The following is a 21,361-nucleotide window of genomic DNA, read 5'->3' on the forward strand; positions in this document are numbered from 1 at the left end:
GAAACATCACGAAAAAGGGCGCCGCGAAGGGCGCCCTTTTCCTGTGATTTCAAGCGACTGATCAGCCGATGATCGCGTTCAGCGTGGCCGAGGGGCGCATGATGGACGCCACCTTGGAAGGGTCGGCGTGGTAATACCCACCCATATCGGCGGGTTTGCCCTCATCCGCTTTCAGCTCGTCGAGGATGACCGATTCCTTGTCGGCCAGCTCTTTCGCGATGGGGGCGAAATGGGCGGCCAACTCGGCATCGTCGCCTTGGGTGGCCAGAGCCTCGGCCCAGTAGCGGGCGAACCAGTAATGCGAGGAGCGGTTGTCGTTCTGGCCGACTTTGCGCTCCGGCGATTTGCCTTCCATCAGGAGTTTGGTGGTGGCGTCTTCCACGGCTTTGCCCAGCACGGCGGCTTTCGGGCGACCTTTGGTGGCGAGGAAGTTGTAGCTTTCCCCCAGTGCACAGAACTCGCCCAAGGAGTCCCAACGCAGGTGGTTTTCTTCGATCACCTGTTGAACGTGTTTCGGTGCGGAGCCACCGGCACCGGTTTCGAACATGCCGCCGCCGTTCATCAGTTTCACGATGGACAGCATTTTGGCGGAGGTGCCCAGTTCCAGGATCGGGAACAGGTCGGTGAGGTAGTCACGCAGCACGTTGCCGGTGATGGTCACGACATCCTTGCCCTTGCGCATCTCTTCCCAGGTGAAGCGGGTTGCCGTGCGCGGGTCCATGATCGGGATGTCCTTGCCAGCTTCTTTCAGCGCCGGTTCGACGTATTTGATCAGCTCGGCGTCATGGGCGCGGTTCTTGTCGAGCCAGAATGCGCCGGTGCCGGTGGCATCGAAACGCTCGATCCCGAGTTGAATCCAATCGAGGATCGGGGCTTTCTTCGCGGTGCAGGAGCGCCAGATGTCGCCTGCTTCGACCTCGTTCGACAGAAGCACTTCGCCGCTGTCCAGAACGATGGAGACGGTGCCGTCGGCGGACATCTCGAAGGTGGTCGGGTGGGAACCGTATTCCTCGGCCTTCTGCGCCATCAGGCCGACGTTGGACACGGCGCCACAGGTGGTGACGTCCAGCGTGCCGGTTTCTTTGAAATACTCCACCGTCTCGTCATAGACGCAGGCGTAGGAGTTGTCCGGGATGCAGCATTTGGTGTCGGCGGCTTTGCCATCCGGGCCCCAGCCGATGCCACCGGCCTTGATCACGGCGGGCATGGAGGCGTCGATGATCACATCCGACGGCACGTGCAGGTTGGTGATGCCTTTGTCACTGTCGACCATATACATCGCCGGTTTGGCCGCGAGTGCGGCTTTCAGATCGGCTTCCATCTCGGCATTGCCTGCGATGAGTTTTTCCAACGCGCCGATGCCGGAGTTCGGGTTGAAATCGAGCTTGTCACCGTGTTTCGCAAGGAAGTCTTCGAGGTAGACCGACACGAAATGGCCGAAGATGATCGGGTCGGAGACCTTCATCATCGTGGCTTTCAGGTGGACGGAGAACAGCACGCCCGGCTCCATACTCGCGACTTCATTCTTGATATAGGCGGTCAGCGCCTTGGCGGACATGAAGGTCGCGTCGACGATCTCGCCTTCGAGATATTTGAGACCGGATTTCAGAACCGTCTCGGAGCCATCCTTGGCGGTGAAGACGATTTTCGCGCCACCGGCCTGAGCGGCGGTGATGGTCGCGGCTTTCTCATTGGCGAAGAAATCCCCGCCCGGCATCGCGGCGACGGTGGTTTTCGAGGTCGATTTCCACTCGCCCATGCGGTGCGGGTTGGCTTTCGCGTATTCTTTCACGGCCTTGGCGGAGCGACGGTCGGAGTTGCCCTCGCGCAGCACCGGGTTCACGGCGGAGCCTTTGACGGTGTCGTATTTGGCACGGACGGCTTTTTCCTCATCCGTCTGCGGATCGGCCGGGTAGGCCGGGATCGGGTAGCCCTGGGATTGCAGTTCCTTGATCGCGGCTTCGAGCTGCGGCACGGAGGCCGAGATGTTCGGCAGTTTGATGACGTTGGCGTCGGGGGTTTTCACCAGTTCGCCAAGCTCGGCGAGGTCATCGGACACACGCTGGTCGTCGGAGAGCAACTCGGGGAAGAGGGCGAGGATACGACCCGCGAGCGAGATGTCCTTGGTCGCCACGTTCACGCCTGCGGCCTCGGAGAAGGACTGGATGATCGGCAGGAGCGAGCCACGGGCAAGCTCGGGGGCTTCGTCCACGATGGTGTAGATGATGTCGGGGGTCTTGTCGGCCATTTGGTCCTCCACGGTCACGAACATGCAGCGGGGCAAAATGGCCCGGTCTGCGCTTGGCAAACCGGGTAGCGAGTTCGGCGCCGCAAGTCAATGTGTGCGAATGTATACCGATGGGGGCTGCGACGCTGAGTCCCCCGCCGTAGCGCTTTGGGGGTGACGCTTCGGGGCGCGGGGACGGGCTGGAAAATACCGGAGAATGTGGTTTGATCAAAAAACAGGCGAATGCGCATTTGATCACCGCTATCGTTTTGGGGAATGCGCGAATCCGATTGTGAAGCGCTTCGGGCAGGTTCTAAATTCAATCCATGAGCGAGGACCAAATCTTTGATGAGATGTGGGGGCGCGACGATACGCTGCGCACACCCTACACGGAATTTCAGGGCTGGTTTCAGGACGAAGACCTGAAACGGCTCCGTGCAAAACAACGCGAGGCGGAAGAGGTTTTCCGCCTTACGGGCATCACTTTCAACGTTTACGGCCGGGCCGAGGCCGAGGAACGTCTCATTCCTTTCGACATCATCCCCCGGATCATTTCCGGGCGTGAATGGCAAAAGCTGTGCAAGGGGATCGAGCAGCGGGTGCGGGCGATCAACGCCTTTCTCTATGACATCTACAACCGGCAGGAGATCATCAAGGCCGGGCGTCTGCCGCAGGAGATGATCGCGCGCAACGAGGCGTTTTTGCCGCAGATGATCGGGATGATGCCGCCGGGCGGGATCTATACCCATATCGTCGGCATCGACCTTGTGCGCACCGGCCCCGACCAGTTCTATGTGCTCGAAGACAATGCGCGCACGCCCTCGGGTGTCTCCTATATGCTGGAGAACCGCGAGACGATGCTCCAGATGTTTCCGGAGCTGTTCTCCCGCAACCGGGTGCAGCCCGTCCAGAACTACCCGGCCAACCTGCGCCGCTCTCTCGCCGCCTGTGCGCCGAACCGCTGCGAAGGCGCGCCCACTGTCGGGGTGCTGACGCCGGGGATTTACAACTCCGCCTATTTCGAACACGCGTTCCTCGCCGATCAGATGGGCGTCGAACTGGTCGAAGGCCATGACCTTCGGGTGGTCGATGGCCGCGTCGCGATGCGCACGACCCAAGGCTATAAACCGATCGACGTGCTCTATCGCCGCGTCGATGACGATTTTCTCGATCCGCTCAATTTCAACCCGGAAAGCGCGCTGGGCATTCCCGGCATCATGGATGTCTACCGTTCCGGTGGGATCACCATCGCCAACGCGCCCGGCACCGGCATTGCCGACGACAAGGCGATCTACAGCTACATGCCCGACATCGTCGAATTCTACACCGGCGAGAAGGCGATCCTCGAGAACGTGCCGACATGGCGTTGTTCGGACCCCGACAGCCTGGCCTATGTGCTCGACAACCTCTCCGAGCTTGTCGTCAAGGAAGTGCATGGTTCCGGTGGGTATGGCATGCTGATCGGGCCAACCTCGTCCAAGAAAGAAATCGCCGAGTTCCGCAAGAAACTGATGAGCAAGCCGGGCAATTACATTGCCCAGCCGACACTCTCTCTGTCCACCGTGCCGATCTTCACCAAGGCGGGGCTTGCGCCGCGTCACGTCGATCTTCGGCCCTTTGTCCTCTGTAGCCCCGAAGGCATCAACATCACGCCGGGTGGTCTCACCCGCGTGGCGCTGAAAAAGGGCTCGCTCGTGGTGAACTCGTCGCAAGGCGGCGGCACCAAGGACACATGGGTATTGGAGGACTGACGCGATGGCGATGCTCGGCAAAACCGCAAATGGCCTCTACTGGATGTTCCGATATCTGGAGAGAGCCGAAAACACCTCGCGCCTTGTGGAGACCGGTCAGCGGATCGGTCTGACCCGGTTGGGGCAGGACGATGACGAATGGGCCTCCGTGATGCAATCGGCCTCGGTGCTTGATGCGTTCAACGAAAGCCATGACGAGGTGACGAAAGAGTCGGCGATCGACTGGATGCTGCGTTCCAGGGACAACCCGTCCTCGGTGCTCTCTGCGATCTCGGAGGCGCGCCAGAACGCCCGGATGGTGCGTACCGCGCTCACCGGCGAGGTCTGGGAGGCGATGAACGGCTGTTACATGGCGGCCCGCGAAATCCTTGCGCGCAAGGTTTCGGAACGCGACCTGCCCAAGGTGTTGGGCCTGATCCGGCAACGCACCGCTCTGGTGCGTGGCGCGACCCATGGCACGATGCTCAGAAACGACATCTACGATTTCGCCCGCATCGGCACGTTTCTGGAACGTGGCGACAACACGGCGCGCATCCTCGATGTGAAATATTACGTGCTTCTGCCCTCCGCGCTGTCGGTCGGCTCGTCGCTGGACAATGTGCATTGGGAAACCATCCTGCGCTCGGTCTCCGCGCGCGGCGGGTTCCGCATGGCCTACGGGTCTCAGGTCAACGCCCGCGACATTGCGCAATTCCTGATCCTCGACCGCCGCATGCCACGCTCGCTCAATTTCTGCGCCTCGAAAATCCATGATAACCTGCGCTATCTGGTGTCGGATTACGGCGCGGAAACGCCGTCCTATCACATGGCGCAGGCGCTGGTGGATCGTTTCGTGCATCACGACATCGACGCCGTGTTCGAGAGTGGCCTGCATGAATATATCCAGTCGGTTCTGATCGCCTTTGGCCAGCTTGGCGGCCAGATCGAAAAAGACTACCGTTTCTACGAGTGAGCCCGATGCGCCTGATCATTCGCCACACCACCCGCTATTCCTTTGAAAACCCGGTGACTTACGGGTTGCAACAGCTCCGCAAGACGCCGAAATCCAGCCATGGGCAGGAGGTGATCCGTTGGGAAACCTCTGTTCAGGGCGGCAAGAAGGAGCTGAGCTACCACGATCATATGAACAATCTCGTGGAGCTTTTGTCCTTTGAGCGCGACACGCGCGAGCTGATCGTCGCCTGCGAGGGCGAGGTGGAGATCGCCGAGAACCACGGCGTTGTGGGGCCGCACACCGGCCCGTCGCCGCTGTGGCTGTTCGAGACCGTCACGCCCTTGACCAAAGCCGGGCCGGGCGTGCGCGCCTTGGTCAAAAAGGTCGAGGGGGAGACCGAACTTGAGCGCCTGCATGCGCTGTCGCGTCTCGTCGGCGAGGCGGTGCGCTACGAGATCGGCGCTTCCCATACAGAATGGAGCGCCGAGGAGGCGCTGGCCGAGGGCAAGGGCGTCTGTCAGGACCACGCGCATGTGTTCATCGCCTGCGCCCGTGAAATGGGCTATCCGGCGCGCTATGTCTCGGGCTATCTGATGATGGACGACCGCACACTTCAGGACGCCACCCACGCCTGGGCCGAAGCGCATGTTCCGGGGCTTGGATGGGTCGGTTTCGACGTTTCCAATGAAATTTGTCCGGACCAGCGCTATGTGCGGGTTGCAACGGGGCTGGACTATACCGGGGCCGCTCCTGTAACAGGCACACGATATGGCGGGGCGGGGGAGACCCTCTCCGTCGAGATCGAAGTGTCTCAGCAACAAGAGCAACAATAAAGGCGAAGCGGTCCGATGACCTATTGTGTGGGGATGATGCTTGAGGCGGGCCTCGTGATGATGTCCGACACCCGGACCAATGCCGGGGTCGACAATATTTCCACCTTCAAGAAGATGTTCACCTGGGAAGTGCCGGGGGAACGGATTTTGACCGTGATGACCGCAGGCAATCTCGCGACCACGCAGGCGCTGGTCTCGATCCTCGACGAACGCACCAAAGCGCCCGCAGAGCGGGAGCCTGATGTGCTCACCGCGCCGTCGATGTTTCAGGTCGCCCGCCTTGTGGCCGGAACGCTCAAGGATGTGATCGCCGCCAATGCCAACGAGGGCCAGCGCGCCGACAGTGCGTTCAACGCGACCGTGCTGTTGGGCGGCCAGATCAAGGGCTCACCGCCGCGACTGTTCCTGATCTATCCCGAGGGCAATTTCATTGAAGCCGGCAAGGAAACCCCGTTTTTCCAGATCGGCGAGACGAAATATGGCAAGCCGATCCTCGTGCGGGCCTATGATCCGAAGATGTCGTTTGAGGATGCCGTCAAGCTCATGCTCGTCTCCTTTGACAGCACGGTGAAGGCGAACCTTTCGGTGGGGCTGCCCTTCGATCTTCAGGTGATCGAAAGGGACAGCTACCAGATCGCCCATCAGCGCCGCATCGAGGCGGACGATCCCTATTATCACGAGATTTCCACAAGCTGGGGCGAGGCGCTCAAATCCGCGATGGACAGCCTGCCGAGCTTCAAGTTTTAAGGCGTCTCAAGGCTGAGATTGGGTTTCGGCATCAGATCGGGCTGCAATCCCCGCTCGACGTAATCCCAGGTTGCCATGGCGATCATCGCCGCATTGTCCGTCGCCCATTTCATCGGCGGCAGGCAAAGTTCAACCGCATGCTTTTCAGCCACTTTCCCCATCGCCTCCCGAATCTGCGGTGAGGCGGCAACACCGCCGACGATGACCAGAGAGCGCGGCTTGCACTCGGCCAAAGCCCGGTCGGCCTTGGCCGTCAGAACATCGACACAGGCGGCGACGAAAGAGGCGGACATATCCTCGATGGACACTTCCGGATGCTGCTCGATATGGCGCGCGACCGAGGATTTCAGACCGGAAAACGAGAACTCATAGCCCTCGTTCTTCATCGGGCGGGGCAGGCGCAGAACCGGCGTGCCGAGTTTCGCCGCCCGGTCGATCGCCGGACCGCCCGGCATGCCCAGATCGAGCATCCGCGCCACCTTGTCATAGCTTTCGCCCACGGAATCGTCGCGCGTCGTGCCCAGAAGGCGATAGGACCACGCGTCCTTCAACTCCGCGATCAGCGTATGCCCGCCGGAGACCAGCATGATCACCGCCGGAAACTCCGTCCGTCCGCTCTCAAGCTCGACCGAGCGAATATGCCCGCGCAGGTGGTTCACCCCATAAGCGGGCACGCCCCAGCCCATCGACAACGCTTCCGCACTCGCCAGCCCGACCAGCAGCGAGCCGATCAGTCCCGGCCCTCGGGTGACGCCGATGGCGGTCAGATCCTTTGGCGTGACCGAAGCCTCTGCCATCACGCTTTCCACCGTCGGCAGGATCGCTTCGAGATGGGCGCGCGAGGCCAGTTCCGGGTAAACCCCACCGAAGGCTTCGTGAATCTCGAATTGCGACACGGTCTTGATCGCCGCGACATGGCCCGAACGGTCCACAAGTGCCACGGATGTGTCGTCGCAAGAGGTCTCGATGCCGAGGATCAGCCCGCTCATGCCAAGGTCTCCGCGATTTGCGCGGCGGAGACAACGCCGTGGCGCTCGATCTCGACCGGGGTGACGGTGCAATTGACGATGGTCGAGGGGGCAGGGGCCGCGCCCTTGCCCGGCACGGTCAGATCGGGTGCGCCATGGAGTTGCGCGAGCGCATCGTCGGTGGTCGCGGGCGTCTCCGCGCCGGAACGATTGGCGGAAGTCACCATCAGCGGCCCGGCCAGACGCAGCGCGTTCAGCAGTAAGTCATTGTCCGGAATGCGCACGGCAATCTCGCTGCGCCCGTCGAGCCATGTGGGCGCGCGCTGGGCATCGACCGGCAGGATCAGGGTCAAAGCGCCGGGCACATAGGGGCTGGCCAGAAGTTTCGCGGCCTCAAAGGACACATCCGCCCCCAGTTCGAAAATCTGATCGGCATCGGCCACCATGATCGGCAGGTTCTTCTGTCGCGGGCGTTGTTTGAGCGTGTAAATCTTGTCGACGGCTTCGGGGAAGGCGGGCGAGGCGGCGAGGCCCAGTACGGTGTCCGTGGGCAAAAGCACCACGCCGCCCTGTCCCAGAACCTCGGCAATCTGTTCGGCAGACGGGATCATTCCAACACCTCCACAATCGGCCAGGCCCGTGCATCCAGCCCCGGCAGCGGCGCGGTCAGAGCCAGCCGCAGCATGCATGTCATCGTCGCTTTGTTGGTCACGGGCGTAGCATGGCCCGCCACCTCGATATTCCCGGCGAGATCGTAATCCTCCAAGTCGGAGAGCTGATCCAGCGCGGACTGCTCCGTACAATGTTCGTAAAGTGCAAGTTTTCCACGACCACTTTCGTTGGCGTAAACCCCGAAATGCACATGCGGCCGGGCCGCGCGGCGCAGGATCGCGACGGGTTTGTCCCGCGCCACCTCGGCACCGAGCAATTCGAACGCCGGGAGTGCCAGAACCGGAATGCGACGGGCAAAGCCAAGCGCATTGGCAAAAGCGGCAGCGGTGCGGGTGACGCCCAATCCGCCGGGGCCGATGTCACAAGCTATGCGTGTGATGTCGGATAGATCTGCGCCGGTTGTCCCCAACCCGGTTTCCAGCATCAGCCGGTAATCGCGCGAGCCGGACAGCGCCTCGACCTCGGCGCTGTCGAAGACAATCGCATCTCCGCGCCCGAGCCCCAGAGAGGGCACGCCGTTCGAAGCCTGAATCAAAAGCGTGACTGTCATGACATTGCCTCCAGTACCGGGGTCCAGCGCGGGCTGTCCGCCGTCAAAGTCAGCAGGCGGGCAGTCTCCGTGTCGCCAAAGCCGATATGGATCGCCAGCGGCGCATCAAAGAAATCCCCGATCCGTTCGCCCCATTCGATCACCGAGATGCCACTGTCGAAATAGTCTTCGAGGCCGAGGTGATAGAACTCCTGCGCGCCTTTGAGCCGATAGGCATCGACATGCAACACCGGCCCGCGCGGGGTCTCGTAAATGTTGGCGATGGTGTAAGTCGGGCTGGTTACCGCCTCGTCGGAGCCGAGCGCACGCACCAGAGCGCGGGTGAAAAACGTCTTGCCCGCCGCCAGAGCGCCATCGAGCAGGATCACGTCGCCCGCGCGCAGGTGACCGGCCAGCGCGGTTGCGATCCGCGCGGTGTCCATCTCGTTTGCAAGTGCGATGCGTCTCTCAGTCACCATGACCTCTCACATGTTGAGAGCGCTTTAGGACAAAGCGGGCCAAAGGTCCATGGGGGGGCGTTACGTCTCCGTGTCGAGCCAGATCGTCACCGGCCCGTCATTAATCAGTGAGACTTTCATGTCCGCTCCGAATTCGCCAGTCTCGCAGGGCACCCCCTCGGTGATCAGACGCTCGGTGAAATAGCTGTAGAGCTGTTTGCCCAGATCGGGGGCGGCGGCGGTGGAAAATCCGGGCCGGTTGCCTTTGGTCTCCGCCGCCAGGGTGAACTGGCTGACCACCAGGGCAGTGCCGCCGATGTCGCGCACCGAGAGGTTCATCTTGCCCGCCTCATCCTGAAAAATCCGCATCTTGGCGATTTTGGCGGCGAGCTTGTCGGCCTGTGCTTCGGTGTCATCGCGCATGGCGCAGACGAGGACGAGAAGACCGGGGCCACTCTGGCCGATCACCGCGCCATCGACGCGCACGGCGGCTTCGGAAATACGTTGGATCAGCGCTCTCATCTTTTCTCCAATTCATGTGACCATGGCGGGTTCGCCCCCGCCCGGCTGACCGTTACGGCGGCGGTTTGCGCGCCGAGTGTCAGTGCTGCGCGCAGGTTGTCTTCGTCGAGATCGGCCACGGCGGTTTTCGTCAATTTGCCCGCCCGCTGCAACCCGGCAAGGAAACCGCCGTTGAACGTGTCGCCGGCGCCGACAGTGTCCACCACCGCGACCTTTTCGGAAGGAACAAAGGTGGTGCCGCGCTTGGTCACGCCCTTGACACCCTCGGCGCCCATGGTCAGGCAGACAATCTTGACGCCCTTGTCCAGAAGCGTGGCGATATGGGTGTCGATCGCGCCATCTCCCATGAGCCACAACAGGTCCTCGTCGGACAGTTTCACAATATCGGAATGGGGCAGCATATGTTCGATTCGTGCACGAAACCGTGCTTCATCGCGGATAAATCCGGGGCGAATGTTCGGATCCATCATAGTAACACAGCGCTCGGACGCCGACACAAACAGCGTTTCATAGGCCGCGCCACAGGGCTCGACGGGCAGGGAGATGCCACCGCAGAACACGGCTTCCACGTTGTCGGGCAGTGCGGGCAGATCATCCTCCGTCAGCATCCGCCCGGCGGTGTTCTCGTCATAAAACGCATAGGTCGCATGGCCGTCAACGAGTTTGACGAAAGCCAAGGTGCAGGGACGTTCGGCGGTGACGGCCAGTCCTGTGTCGACATGGCTTTCCGCCAGCTTGCCCTTCAGGAGGTCGCCGAAGAAATCGGACGAAAATCCCGAGAAGAACCCCACATCGGCCCCAAGCCGCCCGAGCGCGATGGCGGTGTTGAACACCGCCCCGCCCGCATAGGGCGCATAGGCGTCTTCATTCAGGCTGGACCGACGCGGCAACATGTCGATCAGGGCCTCGCCCGCACATAAGATCATGGCTCTTCCTCCCGCTGTTCTGCCCGATTGATAGCGCTATCTGTATCCGAAAGACAGTCAAAGACGGTCTTAATACCCGCCCTGATTCTGCAACGCATAGACATAGCCGATCACACCGGCCGCGATCAGGCCGAGCAGCACGGCAAAAGCGATCTTCCAGGCCGAATAGGGCCGTTCGCCCTGCACCTGACCGGTGCGCCCGTTGATCACGAAACGATAGGTCTTGCCCCGGAATTTATAGGCGGCGAACCAGACGGGCAGCAGGATGTGTTTATAGGTCACCTCCGAATAGCGTGTGTCGACACTGTGAATGCGCTGACGGTCGCCGCCGATGTCGAATTTGATGTCGCGGGTGATGATCCGGGCCATCTGCGTCTGGGCGTCCTGAAACCCTTCTTCGAGGGTAAAAGTGTAGGCTTCTGAGGTGTAGCCCGCGAGATAATCCGGCAGGTAGGGTTCGAGCCCGGACAGGTCCCAGGGCGCAAGACCACGCACATATTGCAGGGGCAGCGCGGTTGAGGCCACGACCAGCACGTCATCGAAAAACCGCTTCACTTGGCCGCTGACATGACGCCAGCGGGTGCGGCGACGGGTCTGGCGCTGGCCGTTGACCATGACGCTCTCATGGTAATCGGTGCCGCGCTCGCCGGAATAGCGGCTCTGGGTCTGGGCGTCGAAAGTCCAGTAGGGCATGTAGACGCCATTGAGGCGCCGCCCCTTGCGCGCGTATTTCTTGAGCGCGTTGGGCGCGAACCACAGCGAGCCGAGCCAGTGTTTCAGCGCCGTCTGCGCCGCCTCCTCGGGCACGGCAAAGGGCAGGACGCCCTGCGGTTTGATCTGGCGACGGCGGCCGGTGTCGGTGACCACTGGGGTCGCGCAATAGGGACATTCGGTGGCATGGACCGTGTCGTCGAACTGGAGAACCGCGCCGCAATTCGGGCAGGTCGAGGTGCGAATCTCCTCGGTCTGGTCCGCCTCAAGAAAATCACCATGCGACGACAACCCGCCGCTGACCGCCATATGGAAATCGAGCTCACGGGGGCGCGGCGCCTGGCCGCTCTCGATTTCCTCGCGTGCGCCGCAATGATCGCAGACCAGCATGCGGGTGTCCGGGTCGAACCGCAAATCGGCCCCGCAGGTGTGGCAGGGGAAACGATGCTCTTCGGCGGCTGTGACGCTCTGGTTTTCCATACTTTTCAGACTTTACTGGGCATTAAAGGTCTCATGCCATTGTGAGCACGAACGCGCAGGGCATTCGTGATGGCGATGGAGCTAATATTAAGATGATGACGGTGACAGAGACGGGAAAAGGCAATGCGCAGATTCGCGATGCAATCTGTGCCCATGCGGATTGGAAACGACGCCTGTCCGAGTGCATCGACAAGGGCGCGCTCGAGAAGACCGCCGACGAGATTTCGCGCAACGATCAATGCGCCTTCGGGCAATGGCTTGCCAGCCTGTCCGCCGATCCGGACGACCCATCCATGGAGAAATTCGAGATGATCAAGGGGCTTCACGCGCGGTTTCATCGCGAGGCCGGGAAAATCGCGGTCAATGTCGAGGGCGGAGACCGCTCGGCAGCACGAGAGCTTTACGAATCTCCGGGGTTCCGGCGGCTGACCAATTCCCTGATCCTCAATCTGAACGATTGGCGTGAGGACTTCCGCGACATTCTGAACCGCTGAGCCGGTCTGCGGCAGCGAAGCCGTGGCAGGGTGGGGCCGTCTCATGCGGTCTCGACCTGTTCGAAGCTGACCACCTGCGCAATCCGGGCCTGTGAGGGATCGGTGAAGCGCAGCACATGACAGAACAAGGCGGGCGGCTGGCCATTGCGGGTCAGTCGTCCGGACACCGTGGCGGTCTTGCCCTGAGCGACGATCTGGGTGACGGCGAGGCTCACCGGCGGTTTGAGCCCGACCTGCCGACGCAGGATTTCCCGGCCGCCGACGAGGGTGGGGGCTCCGGTCCGGTCCCAGCTCGCGCTGTCCGCAAGCCGTTCCGGGGGCAAGGCACCTACGCCGAGAAAACTCAGCGCCAGGGTTGCAAGCTTACGCTCGTCCTCCTGTAGCGGCATGTCCAGGGCGTAACGTACCTGAGTGGCGCGCGTGGGCTGGACCGCTGCACAGGCCTCATGCGCTGCCCATAAGGGCAGGTCCGCCTCCTGGTCTTCGAGACGTGCCGGTTGCAGCGGTCTGCGTGCCATGCGGCCTCACACCCCCGGCGGCGGGGGCGGGGGCGCGATGGTGAAAAGCTGGGCCAGTTCCGTGACCTCTTCGGCCTTGAGCCAGCCGTCCTGACCGGGGGTCCAGACATAGGTCTCGCGCTTCAAGGCACCCTTGGCGGCCATCTGGCCCATTTCCGCCTTGGAATACGGTCCCTTGGTCGCGCCATTCTCCGCCACATGCCAGACATGCTCGACCGGCGGCGGGGGCGGGGTTTGCGCGGCGGGAGCGGCCGCGGCGGGACGTGCGCCCCATGGACCGGCCTGTGTTTGCTGCGCCATCGCCATGCCCATTCCGGCGCCCATGCCCGCCCCCATCGAGGCCGCCATGGCGGAGTTCTCCGCGCCCATGGCCTCGGCGGCGTTGAACTTCATGTAGCTGTCGAGATTGCCGACGATACCCATCGAGGTGCGCTTGTCCATCGCGGCCTCGACCGCTTCGGGCAGGCTGATGTTTTCAATGTAGAATTCCGGAATGGTCAGGCCGTATTCCGCAACCACTTTGGAAATCTCGGTGGCCACCATCTTGCCAAGATCGGCGGTGTTCGCGGCCATATCGAGAACCGGAATGCCGGAGCCCGCAACGATGCGCGAAAACGCCTGCACGATAATGTTGCGGATTTGGAACGAGATCTCGTCCATGGTAAACTCGCCATCCGTGCCGACGATCTCGGTCAGGAACAGCGCCGGGTCGGCGACCTTTGCCGTATAGGTGCCATAGGCGCGCAGACGCACCGGACCGAATTCCGGGTCGCGGCACATGATCGGGTTTTTCGTCCCCCATTTCAGGTCGGAGAACCGCGTGGTGTTGACGAAATAGACCTCGGATTTGAACGGCGATTTAAACCCGTGATCCCAATGCTGCAACGTCGTCAGGATCGGCATGTTGTTGGTTTCGAGCATGTAGAGACCCGGCGTAAACACGTCGGCCAATTGCCCCTCATGCACGAAGACGGCGGCCTGCCCCTCGCGCACGGTCAGCTTGGCACCGTATTTGATCTCATGCCCCTCGCGTTCGAACCGCCACACCATCGTGTCGCGCGTGTCGTCCGTCCAATGGATGACGTCGATGAATTCGCCGGAGAGAAAATCGAAAATACCCATGTTGCTGTTCCCTCAATATTCGCTGAGTTTCCTGCTCGCGCAGCCGACGCTTATACATTCGGTGGTGCGCGCCTTCAGGAAATCTGCCCGTTCCTGCGTGATGGACAATGCACAGTCTACATTGACCGTATGTGGTTCGGGCATGCAGGATGTGTCTCGTTTTTCGATCCAGTTCAACTGCGCTGTTTTCAGGATGTTGCGCTGGTCGGCGTTCAGATGACTGCGCAGTTCGGCATAGTTGTCGTTGAGGCGTTTGTCTTCCCCCATGAAGACCTTGGAGAAACAATAAACGCCATCGAAACCGGTGAGCTGACCTGTGTCGCAATTATCTGCAAAGGCGAGTACTGGGGCAAGGCTTAGAAAAGCTGCAAAAGTGAAGTGGCGTATCATTGGAACCCTCTGCAAATGATGAAACTGGTATTGGTGTCAGATGTCCTCGCCCATCAGTTCATAGGCGATCCGTGTCGCGATCGGGCGGGCGGTTTCGGGGCGCATGCCGGGGGCAAGGCGCGGGTCGTAGAGAATGCGCAGCAACAACTCGTCATGCCGGGTCAGAAGCGCGAATTCCTCGTCGTCGTTGAAGATCGAGGGGCGGGCATAGGGGCTGTCATTGGCAAGGCCCAGTCCTTGCGCGATTTCCTCGTGGAAACAGGATTTGCGCAACAAATCGGGATGTTCGGCGCGAATGATCGCCACGGCGGAGCGATAGGCGCCATCGTTCGCCGGGTCCGATGCCAAGACGAGGCAATAGGAGGAGCGCGGCATATTGACGACCGAGCGGATCGCATCCTGCCCGATGCCTGGGATCATTTGCGACAGGCGCGGGCCGATCTGGCGGCGCTCGTCTTCGTTGAGCACGAGCACGTGGAAATTCGCCCGCGCGGAGGTCATGGCGACCGAATGGCCGGAGGCGGTTGCCAGACGCGACACGAGGCCCGCGACCGTGGCGCGGTCGGTGGCGCGGACGTTCTCCGGCACGGTCGGGCCGAATTCCAGCCCGATCCGCACCGGGACCTGCCAGCGGTGCAGGTTCGACGGCGTCATCTGCGCCACATATTGCCCGTTGAGCGAGGTATATTCGTCATTCAGTGCGATGGCTTCGAAATTCGCCGCCAGTTGCCTTGCGTTGAACGGCGTGTCGGGCCCGCCCAAATCGGTGCGCAACAGATCGTTGGCCATAAGATCCGCCTGCATCCGCGCATAGTATTTCTCCAGCGCAAAACTGATCTCGCTGCGTTGGGGCGGGGCCATGACGGTGGGTTGCACCTGTGAAGTGGGGCGGGGCTGCGGTTTGATGTCCGGGACGGGCGTACAGGCCGAGAGCGCGAGGAAAATCCCCGCGCTCCACCCTGCGATCTGTCGTCCCGAACCCGTGCTCAATTGGGCACCGCCGGGCCGGAGGCGTTGCCGGTTGCCTTGGCGGCGGCGAGCGTGTCGCGCAGTTTGGCTTCCAGGCCCTTGAGCTCGACCTCGGCCTCGGCGCGTTTGCGTTTGCCCTCGTCGGCGATCTGGAGGCTCTCCTCGATGGTCGCGACCAGTTCCTCGTTGGCGGCCTTGACCGCCTCGATGTCGAACACGCCGCGTTCCATTTCCTGCCGCACGACCTTGTTGGCTTCGCGCAGGTTCTTCGCGTTGGCGGTCAGAAGCTCGTTGGTCAGATCGGTCGCGGCCTTGATGTCCTTGGCGGCTTCCGAGCTGCGCTGGATCGTCACGGCCTGCGCCAATTGGGTTTCCCAAAGCGGCACGGTGTTGACGAGCGTCGAGTTGATTTTCGTCACCAGCGATTTGTCGTTTTCCTGGACCAGACGGATCGAGGGCAGGGACTGCATCGTCACCTGACGGGTCAGTTTCAGATCATGCACCCGGCGTTCAAGGTCGTCGCGCGCGGCGCGCAGATCGCGCAGCTCCTGCGCCTTGATCACCTGATCGGCCTCGGGGGCGGCGTCCACTGCGGCGGCCAGCGCCGGAATGTCGGTTTCGTCCAGTTCCTTGAGCTTCAGTTCACCGGCGGCGATGTAGATCGCCAACTCATCGTAGAAGGTCAGGGTCTTGTCATAGAGATGATCGAGCGATTTGATGTCCTTCATCAGCTTGTGCTCATGCTCAAGCAGGTTGTCGGTGATCCTGTCGATCTGGCTCTGCACATCCTCGTAGCGCGCGACGAATTTCGCCATGGGGGCGGCGCGGCCCAGAAGTTTCTCCCACCAGCTCCGTTCCCGGCGCACATCGAGTTCCGACACGGAAAACCCGCGGATCGTGGTCACGATGTTGCGCAGGCTGTCACCCGCCGGACCCACGTCCTTGTTCTTCACATCCTGCAACATGGCCTGCGAGATGACCTGCAATTCGGCCTGCGCGGCAGAGCCGAAGCGCACGATGGAATTGGTGTCGCCTATGTCGATCTCGGCCTTGGCCTTGGCGATCTCGGCAGATTGCGGCGCCTCGGCGATGGCCGTCGGGTCGATCAACTCACCCTTCGGTTCGGCCAGCACCACGGAGGTGATCTCTTCAACGTCTTTCAAGGCGGCTTCGGCCTTTTGGCGCACGGTCTCGGACATGGTACTTCCCCTGATCTTTAATTTTTCAAGTCACTTGCAACGCCCTCGCGCGCCAGACGGTCGCGGAGCACTTCGATCTCGATGTCGAGATCGGTCTTATCATCCAAAAGCAACGCTTTGTGACGGGCATCGAAATTCGCCTCCAGATCGTCCAAGAGCGAAAACCAGTCGGCGCGGGCCTGCGTGTTGCGGGTCTTTTGCCAGAGATTGGCGAATTTCACCGTCGCATCGCGCGCACCCAGCAGATAAACGCCAAGGTATTTCCGCGCCGCCGTCAGATCGCGCGGGTCGTCTTCGACCGTGCGGAACATGGCGCGGGCGGTCGCGATGAATTTTTCCAACCGGTCTTCGGCCTGCCGGTCGCCGGTTTTGTCCAGCGCCTCGCGCATGGATTTCAGATGGGCTTCGGCTTCATCCACCGCCTTGGCGACGCGGTCCTGTTGAAACAGGTCGATTTCGTCGAAGCCTTTGCTTTTCAGCGGGTCGATGCCAAAGGCGAGGCTGTGAAGCACCACGCCCAGCACGGCAAAAATCACCGTCTCAAGCGGCCCCCAACCGAACCAGCCGACAATCCCGAGGCCGATCCCGGTCAGCGCGGAGCCAAAGATTTTGCGCGGAATGGCGGGGCGGCGGGCCACTTTGCGGGCCTCATAGGCCTCTTCGGCTTTCAACCCTTCGCGGGTCAGAAACGCCGCGGCCACGAGTGCGCCCAAGGCCACGAGATAGGCGGCCATGGTGACGGGGCCGGCGCCAAAGGCCTTCCACGCCAGAGGCAGGGCGGCAAAGAACAGAAGGTTCGAGCGCGCGCCGACACGGGTAGGTTTCTTGCCGTCGAAGGGACGAGGAGAGGGGGCGGAGCCTGCGCTTTGCGAGGCAGTCCCGGAAGCGTTGCCTTTGGGCGAATAGGTGGAGCCGTAGCGTTTCGACATCACAGGCCCTGCGCCTTGATCGTGACGTAGAAGGTCAGCGCCACCAGAAGGTAATAGGCGAGTTTCGAAAACCCACTGTTGCTCATGATACCCCTTTCGACCCAAAGCGCTTGTCCGCTTTCAGATATAGAAAGGAATCGCGTGCCATGAAAGGGTTAAGGGGACAAGCTTGTGCGCTTTCCCCCTCGGCTCCGGATCAGGAGCGAGATTTGGGCGGTTTGCCGCCACCCGGGCGCGCGCCCGAAGGTTTTCCGCCCGAAGGTTTTCCACTGTGCGATTTGAACCCGGCCGAGCGCGGTTTGCCGCCCGCGCCGCCGCCATGGGATTTGTAGCCCTGCGATTTGAAGCCGCCGGGCTTGCCGCCGCGCGCGCCGTCGCGCTGATCTCCGCCTTGGCCGCCCCGGTCGTCACGTTTGCCAAACGGTTTGCCGCCCGGCTTGCCATCACGCGGTTTGCCCTTGAAGCCCTCACCGCGCGGTTTGAAATCGCCGTCGCGCTTGCCTTTAAAGCCTTCGCCCCGGCCTTCGCCGCGCGGTTTGAAGCCGCCCTCCCCGCGCGGCTTGAAATCGCCATCACGCGGTCCGGAGCGATCTCCGTCACGTTTGCCTTTGAACCCTTCGCCACGCGGCTTGAAGCCGCCTTCGCCACGCGCGGGGCGACCGCCCTCGTCGTCATGGCGTTTGAAGCCGCCGGATTTGCCTTTGAAGGCCGGTTTGTCGCCCGGCTTTCCGCCTTTGACGGGGCGGTTTGGGCGCGCGTCGCGGCCGAGCGTTTCCTTGCGCGGACCGCCCGGTTTGCCGCCACGCGACACTTCGCGCCGCCCTTGGCTCGCGCCAAAGCCGTCGGTGCCGGTCTCAAGGCCCAATTGGTCGCGCAGCACACGGCTCCGCACCTCTTCGACTTCGCCCGGTTGCAGCGTGTTCAAACGGAACGGCCCGTAAGAAATGCGAATGAGCCGGTTCACGGTCAGGCCGATGTGCTCCATGGCGCGGCGGATCTCGCGGTTCTTGCCCTCGCGCAGCCCGACGGTCAGCCAGGCGTTCGCGCCCTGCTGGCGGTCGAACATGACCTCCATCGGCTGAAAATCCTCGCCGTCAATCGTCACGCCCTTGCGCAGCGGCTCAAGCATGGCTTCGGTCGCCGTGCCTTTCACCCGCACGCGGTATTTGCGCATCCAGCCGGTGTCCGGCAGTTCCAGACGGCGTTTGATCTCGCCATCGTTGGTGAGCAAAAGCAGACCCTCGGAATTCAAATCGAGACGTCCAACGGACATCACCCGCGGCAGCTCTTTCGGGAGCTGGTCGAACACCGTCTCGCGGCCTTTTTCGTCCTTTGCCGTGGTCACCAGACCCGCAGGCTTGTGGTAAAGCCAAAGCCGCGGCGGCTCCGGTTCGCCGACCTCTTTGCCATCGACAGTGATCCGGTCCTTCGGCAGCACGTTGAGCGCAGGCGAGGCGACGACACGGCCATTGACCGTGACACGGCCCGCCTCGATCAGTTCCTCGGCCTCGCGGCGTGAGGAAATGCCAGCCCGCGACAGCACCTTGGCGATGCGCTCGCCCGGAGGGGTCTTTTTCGCGGTGGGGGTCGGGGTCTTGGGCGTGTCGGTCATGGGAAAGGCCTTTCGTTGGCGCGCTCATACTCTGAGACAGGTCACATGAAAAGGGCAAAGAAAATCGGCCCGCATCGCTGCGGACCGATATTTCAGGTTCGGATCGGCGGGGATCGTCTCAGAACGACATCACGTAGGAGACGCCGAATACCCAGGGGTCGATCTCGGCCTTGCCGGATTTCACACCGTCGATTTTCACGTCGCTGTCGATGTCGATCCAGCGCACATCGGTCCGCAGCGCGGCGCGTTCGCTGATCTTGTAATCGAGACCGGCATGCAGCGCGACGCCCCAGGAATCGCTCAGATCGAGATCGGCCCCGGCAATGGCGCCTTTCGAGGTTTCATCGAAGAAGGCGGTGTAGTTGATCCCGGCGCCGATGAAGGGGGTCAGGGTCGCACCGGTGTCGAAGTGGTATTGCAGCGAGATCACTGGCGGCAGGTGTTGCGTGGTGCCGACTTTGCCAAGGCCATCCGCTTTGATGTCGTGTTTGAACGGCCATGCGCCGAGCACTTCGATGCCGAGATTGTCGCGGATGAAATATTCGAAGGTGATGGTCGGGCGCACGTTGTCGCCGACATCGAGGTCGGGACCGCCGTAGAGGCCACCGTTGTCAGACTTAGGCATGACACTGCCAAGGCCGAGGCCGAGAGTCATCGTGCCCGCATCCTGCGCCGAGGCAAGGCTCGGCAGAGCGAGGGCAAGGGCCACTGTTGCGGCGAGAACGGAAGTCTTTTTCATAGTCTAGGTCCCATGGTTGTCTTGGCGCGAGGTGAGTCCGCGCGTGATGGCACAGTTGCCGGGAGCCGGAGACGGAGACTTTGATTTGCGTCAAATCGTGGCGGGCTGCGACACTCTGTCGTCAGACCGTCATAAAATTGTCACGCGAACGATCCGTGTCCGGGCGGAGACCCGCTTGCCTTTGCCCGGCAAATCGCGGCAGGAAAGGATATGTCGTTTCGCTCTTATATGGAGATCGCGCTCGAAGAGGCGCGTGCCGCCGCCGCGCGCGGTGAGGTGCCGGTCGGTGCCGTCGTCGTGTCGCCCGAGGGCGAAATCGTCGGGCGGGGCGGCAATCGCACCCGCGAGGACCGCGACCCCACGGCCCATGCCGAGATCGTCGCGCTCAGGGCGGCCTGTGCCGCTCTCGGGCTGGAACGCCTGCCGGGATACGATCTTTACGTGACCCTGGAACCTTGTCCGATGTGTGCCGCCGCCATGTCGAACGCCCGAATACGCAGGCTCTACTATGGCGCGCAGGATCCGAAATCCGGCGGCGTGGCTCATGGCGCAAAGGTCTTCAGCCATGCGCAATGTCATCACGCGCCGGAGGTCTATGATGGGATTGCGGCGGTGGAGGCGGAGGCGCTTTTGAAGAATTTCTTCGCCGCCCGGCGCTGAGGCGCAAACTCTTCCGGACAGATCGAAAAGAAAAACAAAAAACGACGGGCCCCGCGTAGGGCCCGCCTTTGCGCTCCGTAATCTTGGGTAATCGACGACGCAAAGGAGACACCACATGCGCATCCGATCCCTCACCGCGCTCGCCGCGCTTGGCCTGACCTGTGGTCTGGGCGCCCCGGCCTTCGCCGCCACGAATGTTCTGAGCTATGACAGCAATGGCGACGGACAGATTTCCCGTGAGGAATTCCAGAACCTGCAAAAAGCCACGTTCAAATCGCTCGACAGCGACGGCAACGGGTCCGTCACTCTGGTCGAAATTCAGGCTCTGCCTGCCGCGCAGGGCCGCAATGTCGATGGCACGCGCCTGATGGCCCGCGACAGCAATGGCGACGGCATGGTGACCGAAGCGGAATACCTGTCCAAGGCCGACGGCTTTGATCGTGCCGACCGCAACAATGACGGCGTGCTGGCGGGCAATGAGATTTCCCGTGTCAACAAGTTCCTGTCCAAGGCCAGCTTTTAAGTCCCGAGACCACTGTGTCCCCGATCCCCCTGAAAGCCGGATCGCTTCTCTGACCCTGACCCCATGATACAAGGACCGTAACGATGAAACATGTCACCAAAACCGCTCAAACCCTTGCTCTGCTTCTGCCTCTGGCCTTCGCCACGCCGGTCTTCGCGCAAAATGTGACGATCACCAATGGCAATGGCGGCATCGTCGAGAAGAACCGCGATTGCGTGCGCGAAAACGGACAGGTGGTCTGTGGAACCTCCACCACGGCGACTACGGCCAATGGCCAGACCGTCTCGAAAGACCGTCAGCGCACCACCACCAGCGAAGGCACCACCTCGACCACGAGCTGTGTCGGGCCGACCGGGGAGCCCGGGCGCTGTTCGCGCACGGTGCAGATCACCCGCTAAAGCGGGGGAAGGCCCGGGCTGTCTCCATCCCCCCTGACGGTCCGGGCCAC

At 61.9% G+C, this 21,361-nt stretch carries 24 protein-coding genes; 8 read left to right on the forward strand and 16 right to left on the reverse strand.

Features of this window, described 5'->3' with window-relative positions; translation table 11 throughout:
* Nucleotides 1-61: 61 nt before the first annotated feature.
* Nucleotides 62-2,248 (reverse strand): NADP-dependent isocitrate dehydrogenase, encoded by a 2,187-nt coding sequence (locus tag NH195_RS14910; protein ID WP_066708571.1) that lies wholly within the window; start codon nt 2,246-2,248, stop codon nt 62-64.
* Between the two features lie 305 nt (nt 2,249-2,553).
* Here NH195_RS14910 and NH195_RS14915 point away from each other — a divergent pair, with 305 nt between their 5' ends.
* The 4 genes from NH195_RS14915 to NH195_RS14930 are packed head-to-tail and all read left to right on the forward strand — an operon-like array spanning nt 2,554 to nt 6,492.
* On the forward strand, nt 2,554-3,978 hold the full coding sequence (locus tag NH195_RS14915) for a circularly permuted type 2 ATP-grasp protein (protein WP_066708573.1): 1,425 nt from the start codon (nt 2,554-2,556) through the stop codon (nt 3,976-3,978).
* A 10-nt stretch (nt 3,979-3,988) separates the two neighbouring features.
* Nucleotides 3,989-4,930: an alpha-E domain-containing protein gene (locus NH195_RS14920; protein ID WP_066708707.1), complete on the forward strand. Its 942-nt coding sequence runs from the start codon at nt 3,989-3,991 to the stop codon at nt 4,928-4,930.
* Nucleotides 4,931-4,935: 5 nt separating this feature from the next.
* Nucleotides 4,936-5,745, forward strand: a complete 810-nt coding sequence (locus NH195_RS14925) for a transglutaminase family protein (protein ID WP_066708575.1) — start codon at nt 4,936-4,938, stop codon at nt 5,743-5,745.
* A 15-nt stretch (nt 5,746-5,760) separates the two neighbouring features.
* On the forward strand, nt 5,761-6,492 hold the full coding sequence (locus tag NH195_RS14930) for a proteasome-type protease (RefSeq protein ID WP_066708577.1): 732 nt from the start codon (nt 5,761-5,763) through the stop codon (nt 6,490-6,492).
* Here the strand turns inward: NH195_RS14930 and tsaD are convergent.
* The 7 genes from tsaD to NH195_RS14965 all read right to left on the reverse strand — a co-directional run bounded on the left by tsaD (nt 6,489) and on the right by NH195_RS14965 (nt 11,758).
* Nucleotides 6,489-7,481 carry a tRNA (adenosine(37)-N6)-threonylcarbamoyltransferase complex transferase subunit TsaD gene (gene tsaD / locus NH195_RS14935; RefSeq protein WP_066708579.1) on the reverse strand — a complete coding sequence of 331 codons (993 nt, stop codon included), beginning with the start codon at nt 7,479-7,481 and terminating at the stop codon, nt 6,489-6,491. The two genes, NH195_RS14930 and tsaD, sit on opposite strands and share 4 nt — an antisense overlap.
* Nucleotides 7,478-8,071, reverse strand: coding sequence for an L-threonylcarbamoyladenylate synthase (locus NH195_RS14940; protein ID WP_066708584.1), 594 nt, complete (start codon nt 8,069-8,071; stop codon nt 7,478-7,480). Before NH195_RS14940 ends, tsaD begins: the two co-directional genes overlap by 4 nt.
* Nucleotides 8,068-8,682 carry a hypothetical protein gene (locus NH195_RS14945; protein ID WP_066708587.1) on the reverse strand — a complete coding sequence of 205 codons (615 nt, stop codon included), beginning with the start codon at nt 8,680-8,682 and terminating at the stop codon, nt 8,068-8,070. The genes NH195_RS14940 and NH195_RS14945 overlap by 4 nt, the downstream gene beginning before the upstream one ends.
* Entirely contained in the window at nt 8,679-9,140 is a 462-nt protein-coding gene (tsaE, locus tag NH195_RS14950; RefSeq protein WP_066708590.1) for a tRNA (adenosine(37)-N6)-threonylcarbamoyltransferase complex ATPase subunit type 1 TsaE, read from the reverse strand. Before tsaE ends, NH195_RS14945 begins: the two co-directional genes overlap by 4 nt.
* Before the next feature lie 60 nt (nt 9,141-9,200).
* Entirely contained in the window at nt 9,201-9,641 is a 441-nt protein-coding gene (dtd, locus tag NH195_RS14955) for a D-aminoacyl-tRNA deacylase (protein WP_066708593.1), read from the reverse strand.
* Complete coding sequence (locus NH195_RS14960; RefSeq protein WP_066708596.1) at nt 9,638-10,567, reverse strand: carbohydrate kinase family protein; 930 nt, start codon at nt 10,565-10,567, stop codon at nt 9,638-9,640. The genes dtd and NH195_RS14960 overlap by 4 nt, the downstream gene beginning before the upstream one ends.
* Before the next feature lie 69 nt (nt 10,568-10,636).
* Nucleotides 10,637-11,758, reverse strand: coding sequence for a TFIIB-type zinc ribbon-containing protein (locus tag NH195_RS14965; protein WP_066708599.1), 1,122 nt, complete (start codon nt 11,756-11,758; stop codon nt 10,637-10,639).
* Nucleotides 11,759-11,850: 92 nt separating this feature from the next.
* Between NH195_RS14965 and NH195_RS14970 the strand changes: the two genes are divergently transcribed.
* Entirely contained in the window at nt 11,851-12,252 is a 402-nt protein-coding gene (locus tag NH195_RS14970; protein ID WP_066708602.1) for a CZB domain-containing protein, read from the forward strand.
* Between the two features lie 41 nt (nt 12,253-12,293).
* On the opposite strand, the gene NH195_RS14975 is transcribed toward NH195_RS14970, so the two are convergent.
* The 8 genes from NH195_RS14975 to NH195_RS15010 form a co-directional block, all read right to left on the reverse strand.
* A complete protein-coding gene (locus NH195_RS14975; RefSeq protein ID WP_066708605.1) occupies nt 12,294-12,770 on the reverse strand; it encodes a hypothetical protein in 477 nt (158 codons plus the stop codon).
* Nucleotides 12,771-12,776: 6 nt separating this feature from the next.
* Nucleotides 12,777-13,892, reverse strand: coding sequence for an SPFH domain-containing protein (locus NH195_RS14980; RefSeq protein ID WP_066708608.1), 1,116 nt, complete (start codon nt 13,890-13,892; stop codon nt 12,777-12,779).
* 12 nt (nt 13,893-13,904) lie between these two features.
* A complete protein-coding gene (locus tag NH195_RS14985; RefSeq protein ID WP_081423958.1) occupies nt 13,905-14,282 on the reverse strand; it encodes a lysozyme inhibitor LprI family protein in 378 nt (125 codons plus the stop codon).
* A 36-nt stretch (nt 14,283-14,318) separates the two neighbouring features.
* A complete protein-coding gene (locus tag NH195_RS14990; protein WP_238379773.1) occupies nt 14,319-15,143 on the reverse strand; it encodes a DUF2927 domain-containing protein in 825 nt (274 codons plus the stop codon).
* A 125-nt stretch (nt 15,144-15,268) separates the two neighbouring features.
* Nucleotides 15,269-16,450 carry a toxic anion resistance protein gene (locus NH195_RS14995; protein WP_066708614.1) on the reverse strand — a complete coding sequence of 394 codons (1,182 nt, stop codon included), beginning with the start codon at nt 16,448-16,450 and terminating at the stop codon, nt 15,269-15,271.
* 17 nt (nt 16,451-16,467) lie between these two features.
* On the reverse strand, nt 16,468-17,379 hold the full coding sequence (locus NH195_RS15000) for a 5-bromo-4-chloroindolyl phosphate hydrolysis family protein (protein WP_066708617.1): 912 nt from the start codon (nt 17,377-17,379) through the stop codon (nt 16,468-16,470).
* A 196-nt stretch (nt 17,380-17,575) separates the two neighbouring features.
* Nucleotides 17,576-18,991, reverse strand: coding sequence for a pseudouridine synthase (locus NH195_RS15005; RefSeq protein ID WP_066708620.1), 1,416 nt, complete (start codon nt 18,989-18,991; stop codon nt 17,576-17,578).
* Between the two features lie 118 nt (nt 18,992-19,109).
* Complete coding sequence (locus NH195_RS15010; RefSeq protein ID WP_066708623.1) at nt 19,110-19,730, reverse strand: OmpW/AlkL family protein; 621 nt, start codon at nt 19,728-19,730, stop codon at nt 19,110-19,112.
* 210 nt (nt 19,731-19,940) lie between these two features.
* Here NH195_RS15010 and NH195_RS15015 point away from each other — a divergent pair, with 210 nt between their 5' ends.
* The 3 genes from NH195_RS15015 to NH195_RS15025 all read left to right on the forward strand — a co-directional run bounded on the left by NH195_RS15015 (nt 19,941) and on the right by NH195_RS15025 (nt 21,311).
* A complete protein-coding gene (locus tag NH195_RS15015; protein WP_066708627.1) occupies nt 19,941-20,390 on the forward strand; it encodes a nucleoside deaminase in 450 nt (149 codons plus the stop codon).
* 115 nt (nt 20,391-20,505) lie between these two features.
* Nucleotides 20,506-20,913 (forward strand): EF-hand domain-containing protein, encoded by a 408-nt coding sequence (locus NH195_RS15020; protein WP_066708630.1) that lies wholly within the window; start codon nt 20,506-20,508, stop codon nt 20,911-20,913.
* 83 nt (nt 20,914-20,996) lie between these two features.
* Nucleotides 20,997-21,311, forward strand: coding sequence for a hypothetical protein (locus tag NH195_RS15025; protein ID WP_066708632.1), 315 nt, complete (start codon nt 20,997-20,999; stop codon nt 21,309-21,311).
* The last annotated feature ends 50 nt before the right edge of the window (nt 21,312-21,361 follow it).

Source organism: Celeribacter ethanolicus (assembly GCF_001550095.1).
Taxonomy (GTDB): Bacteria; Pseudomonadota; Alphaproteobacteria; order Rhodobacterales; family Rhodobacteraceae; genus Celeribacter; species Celeribacter ethanolicus.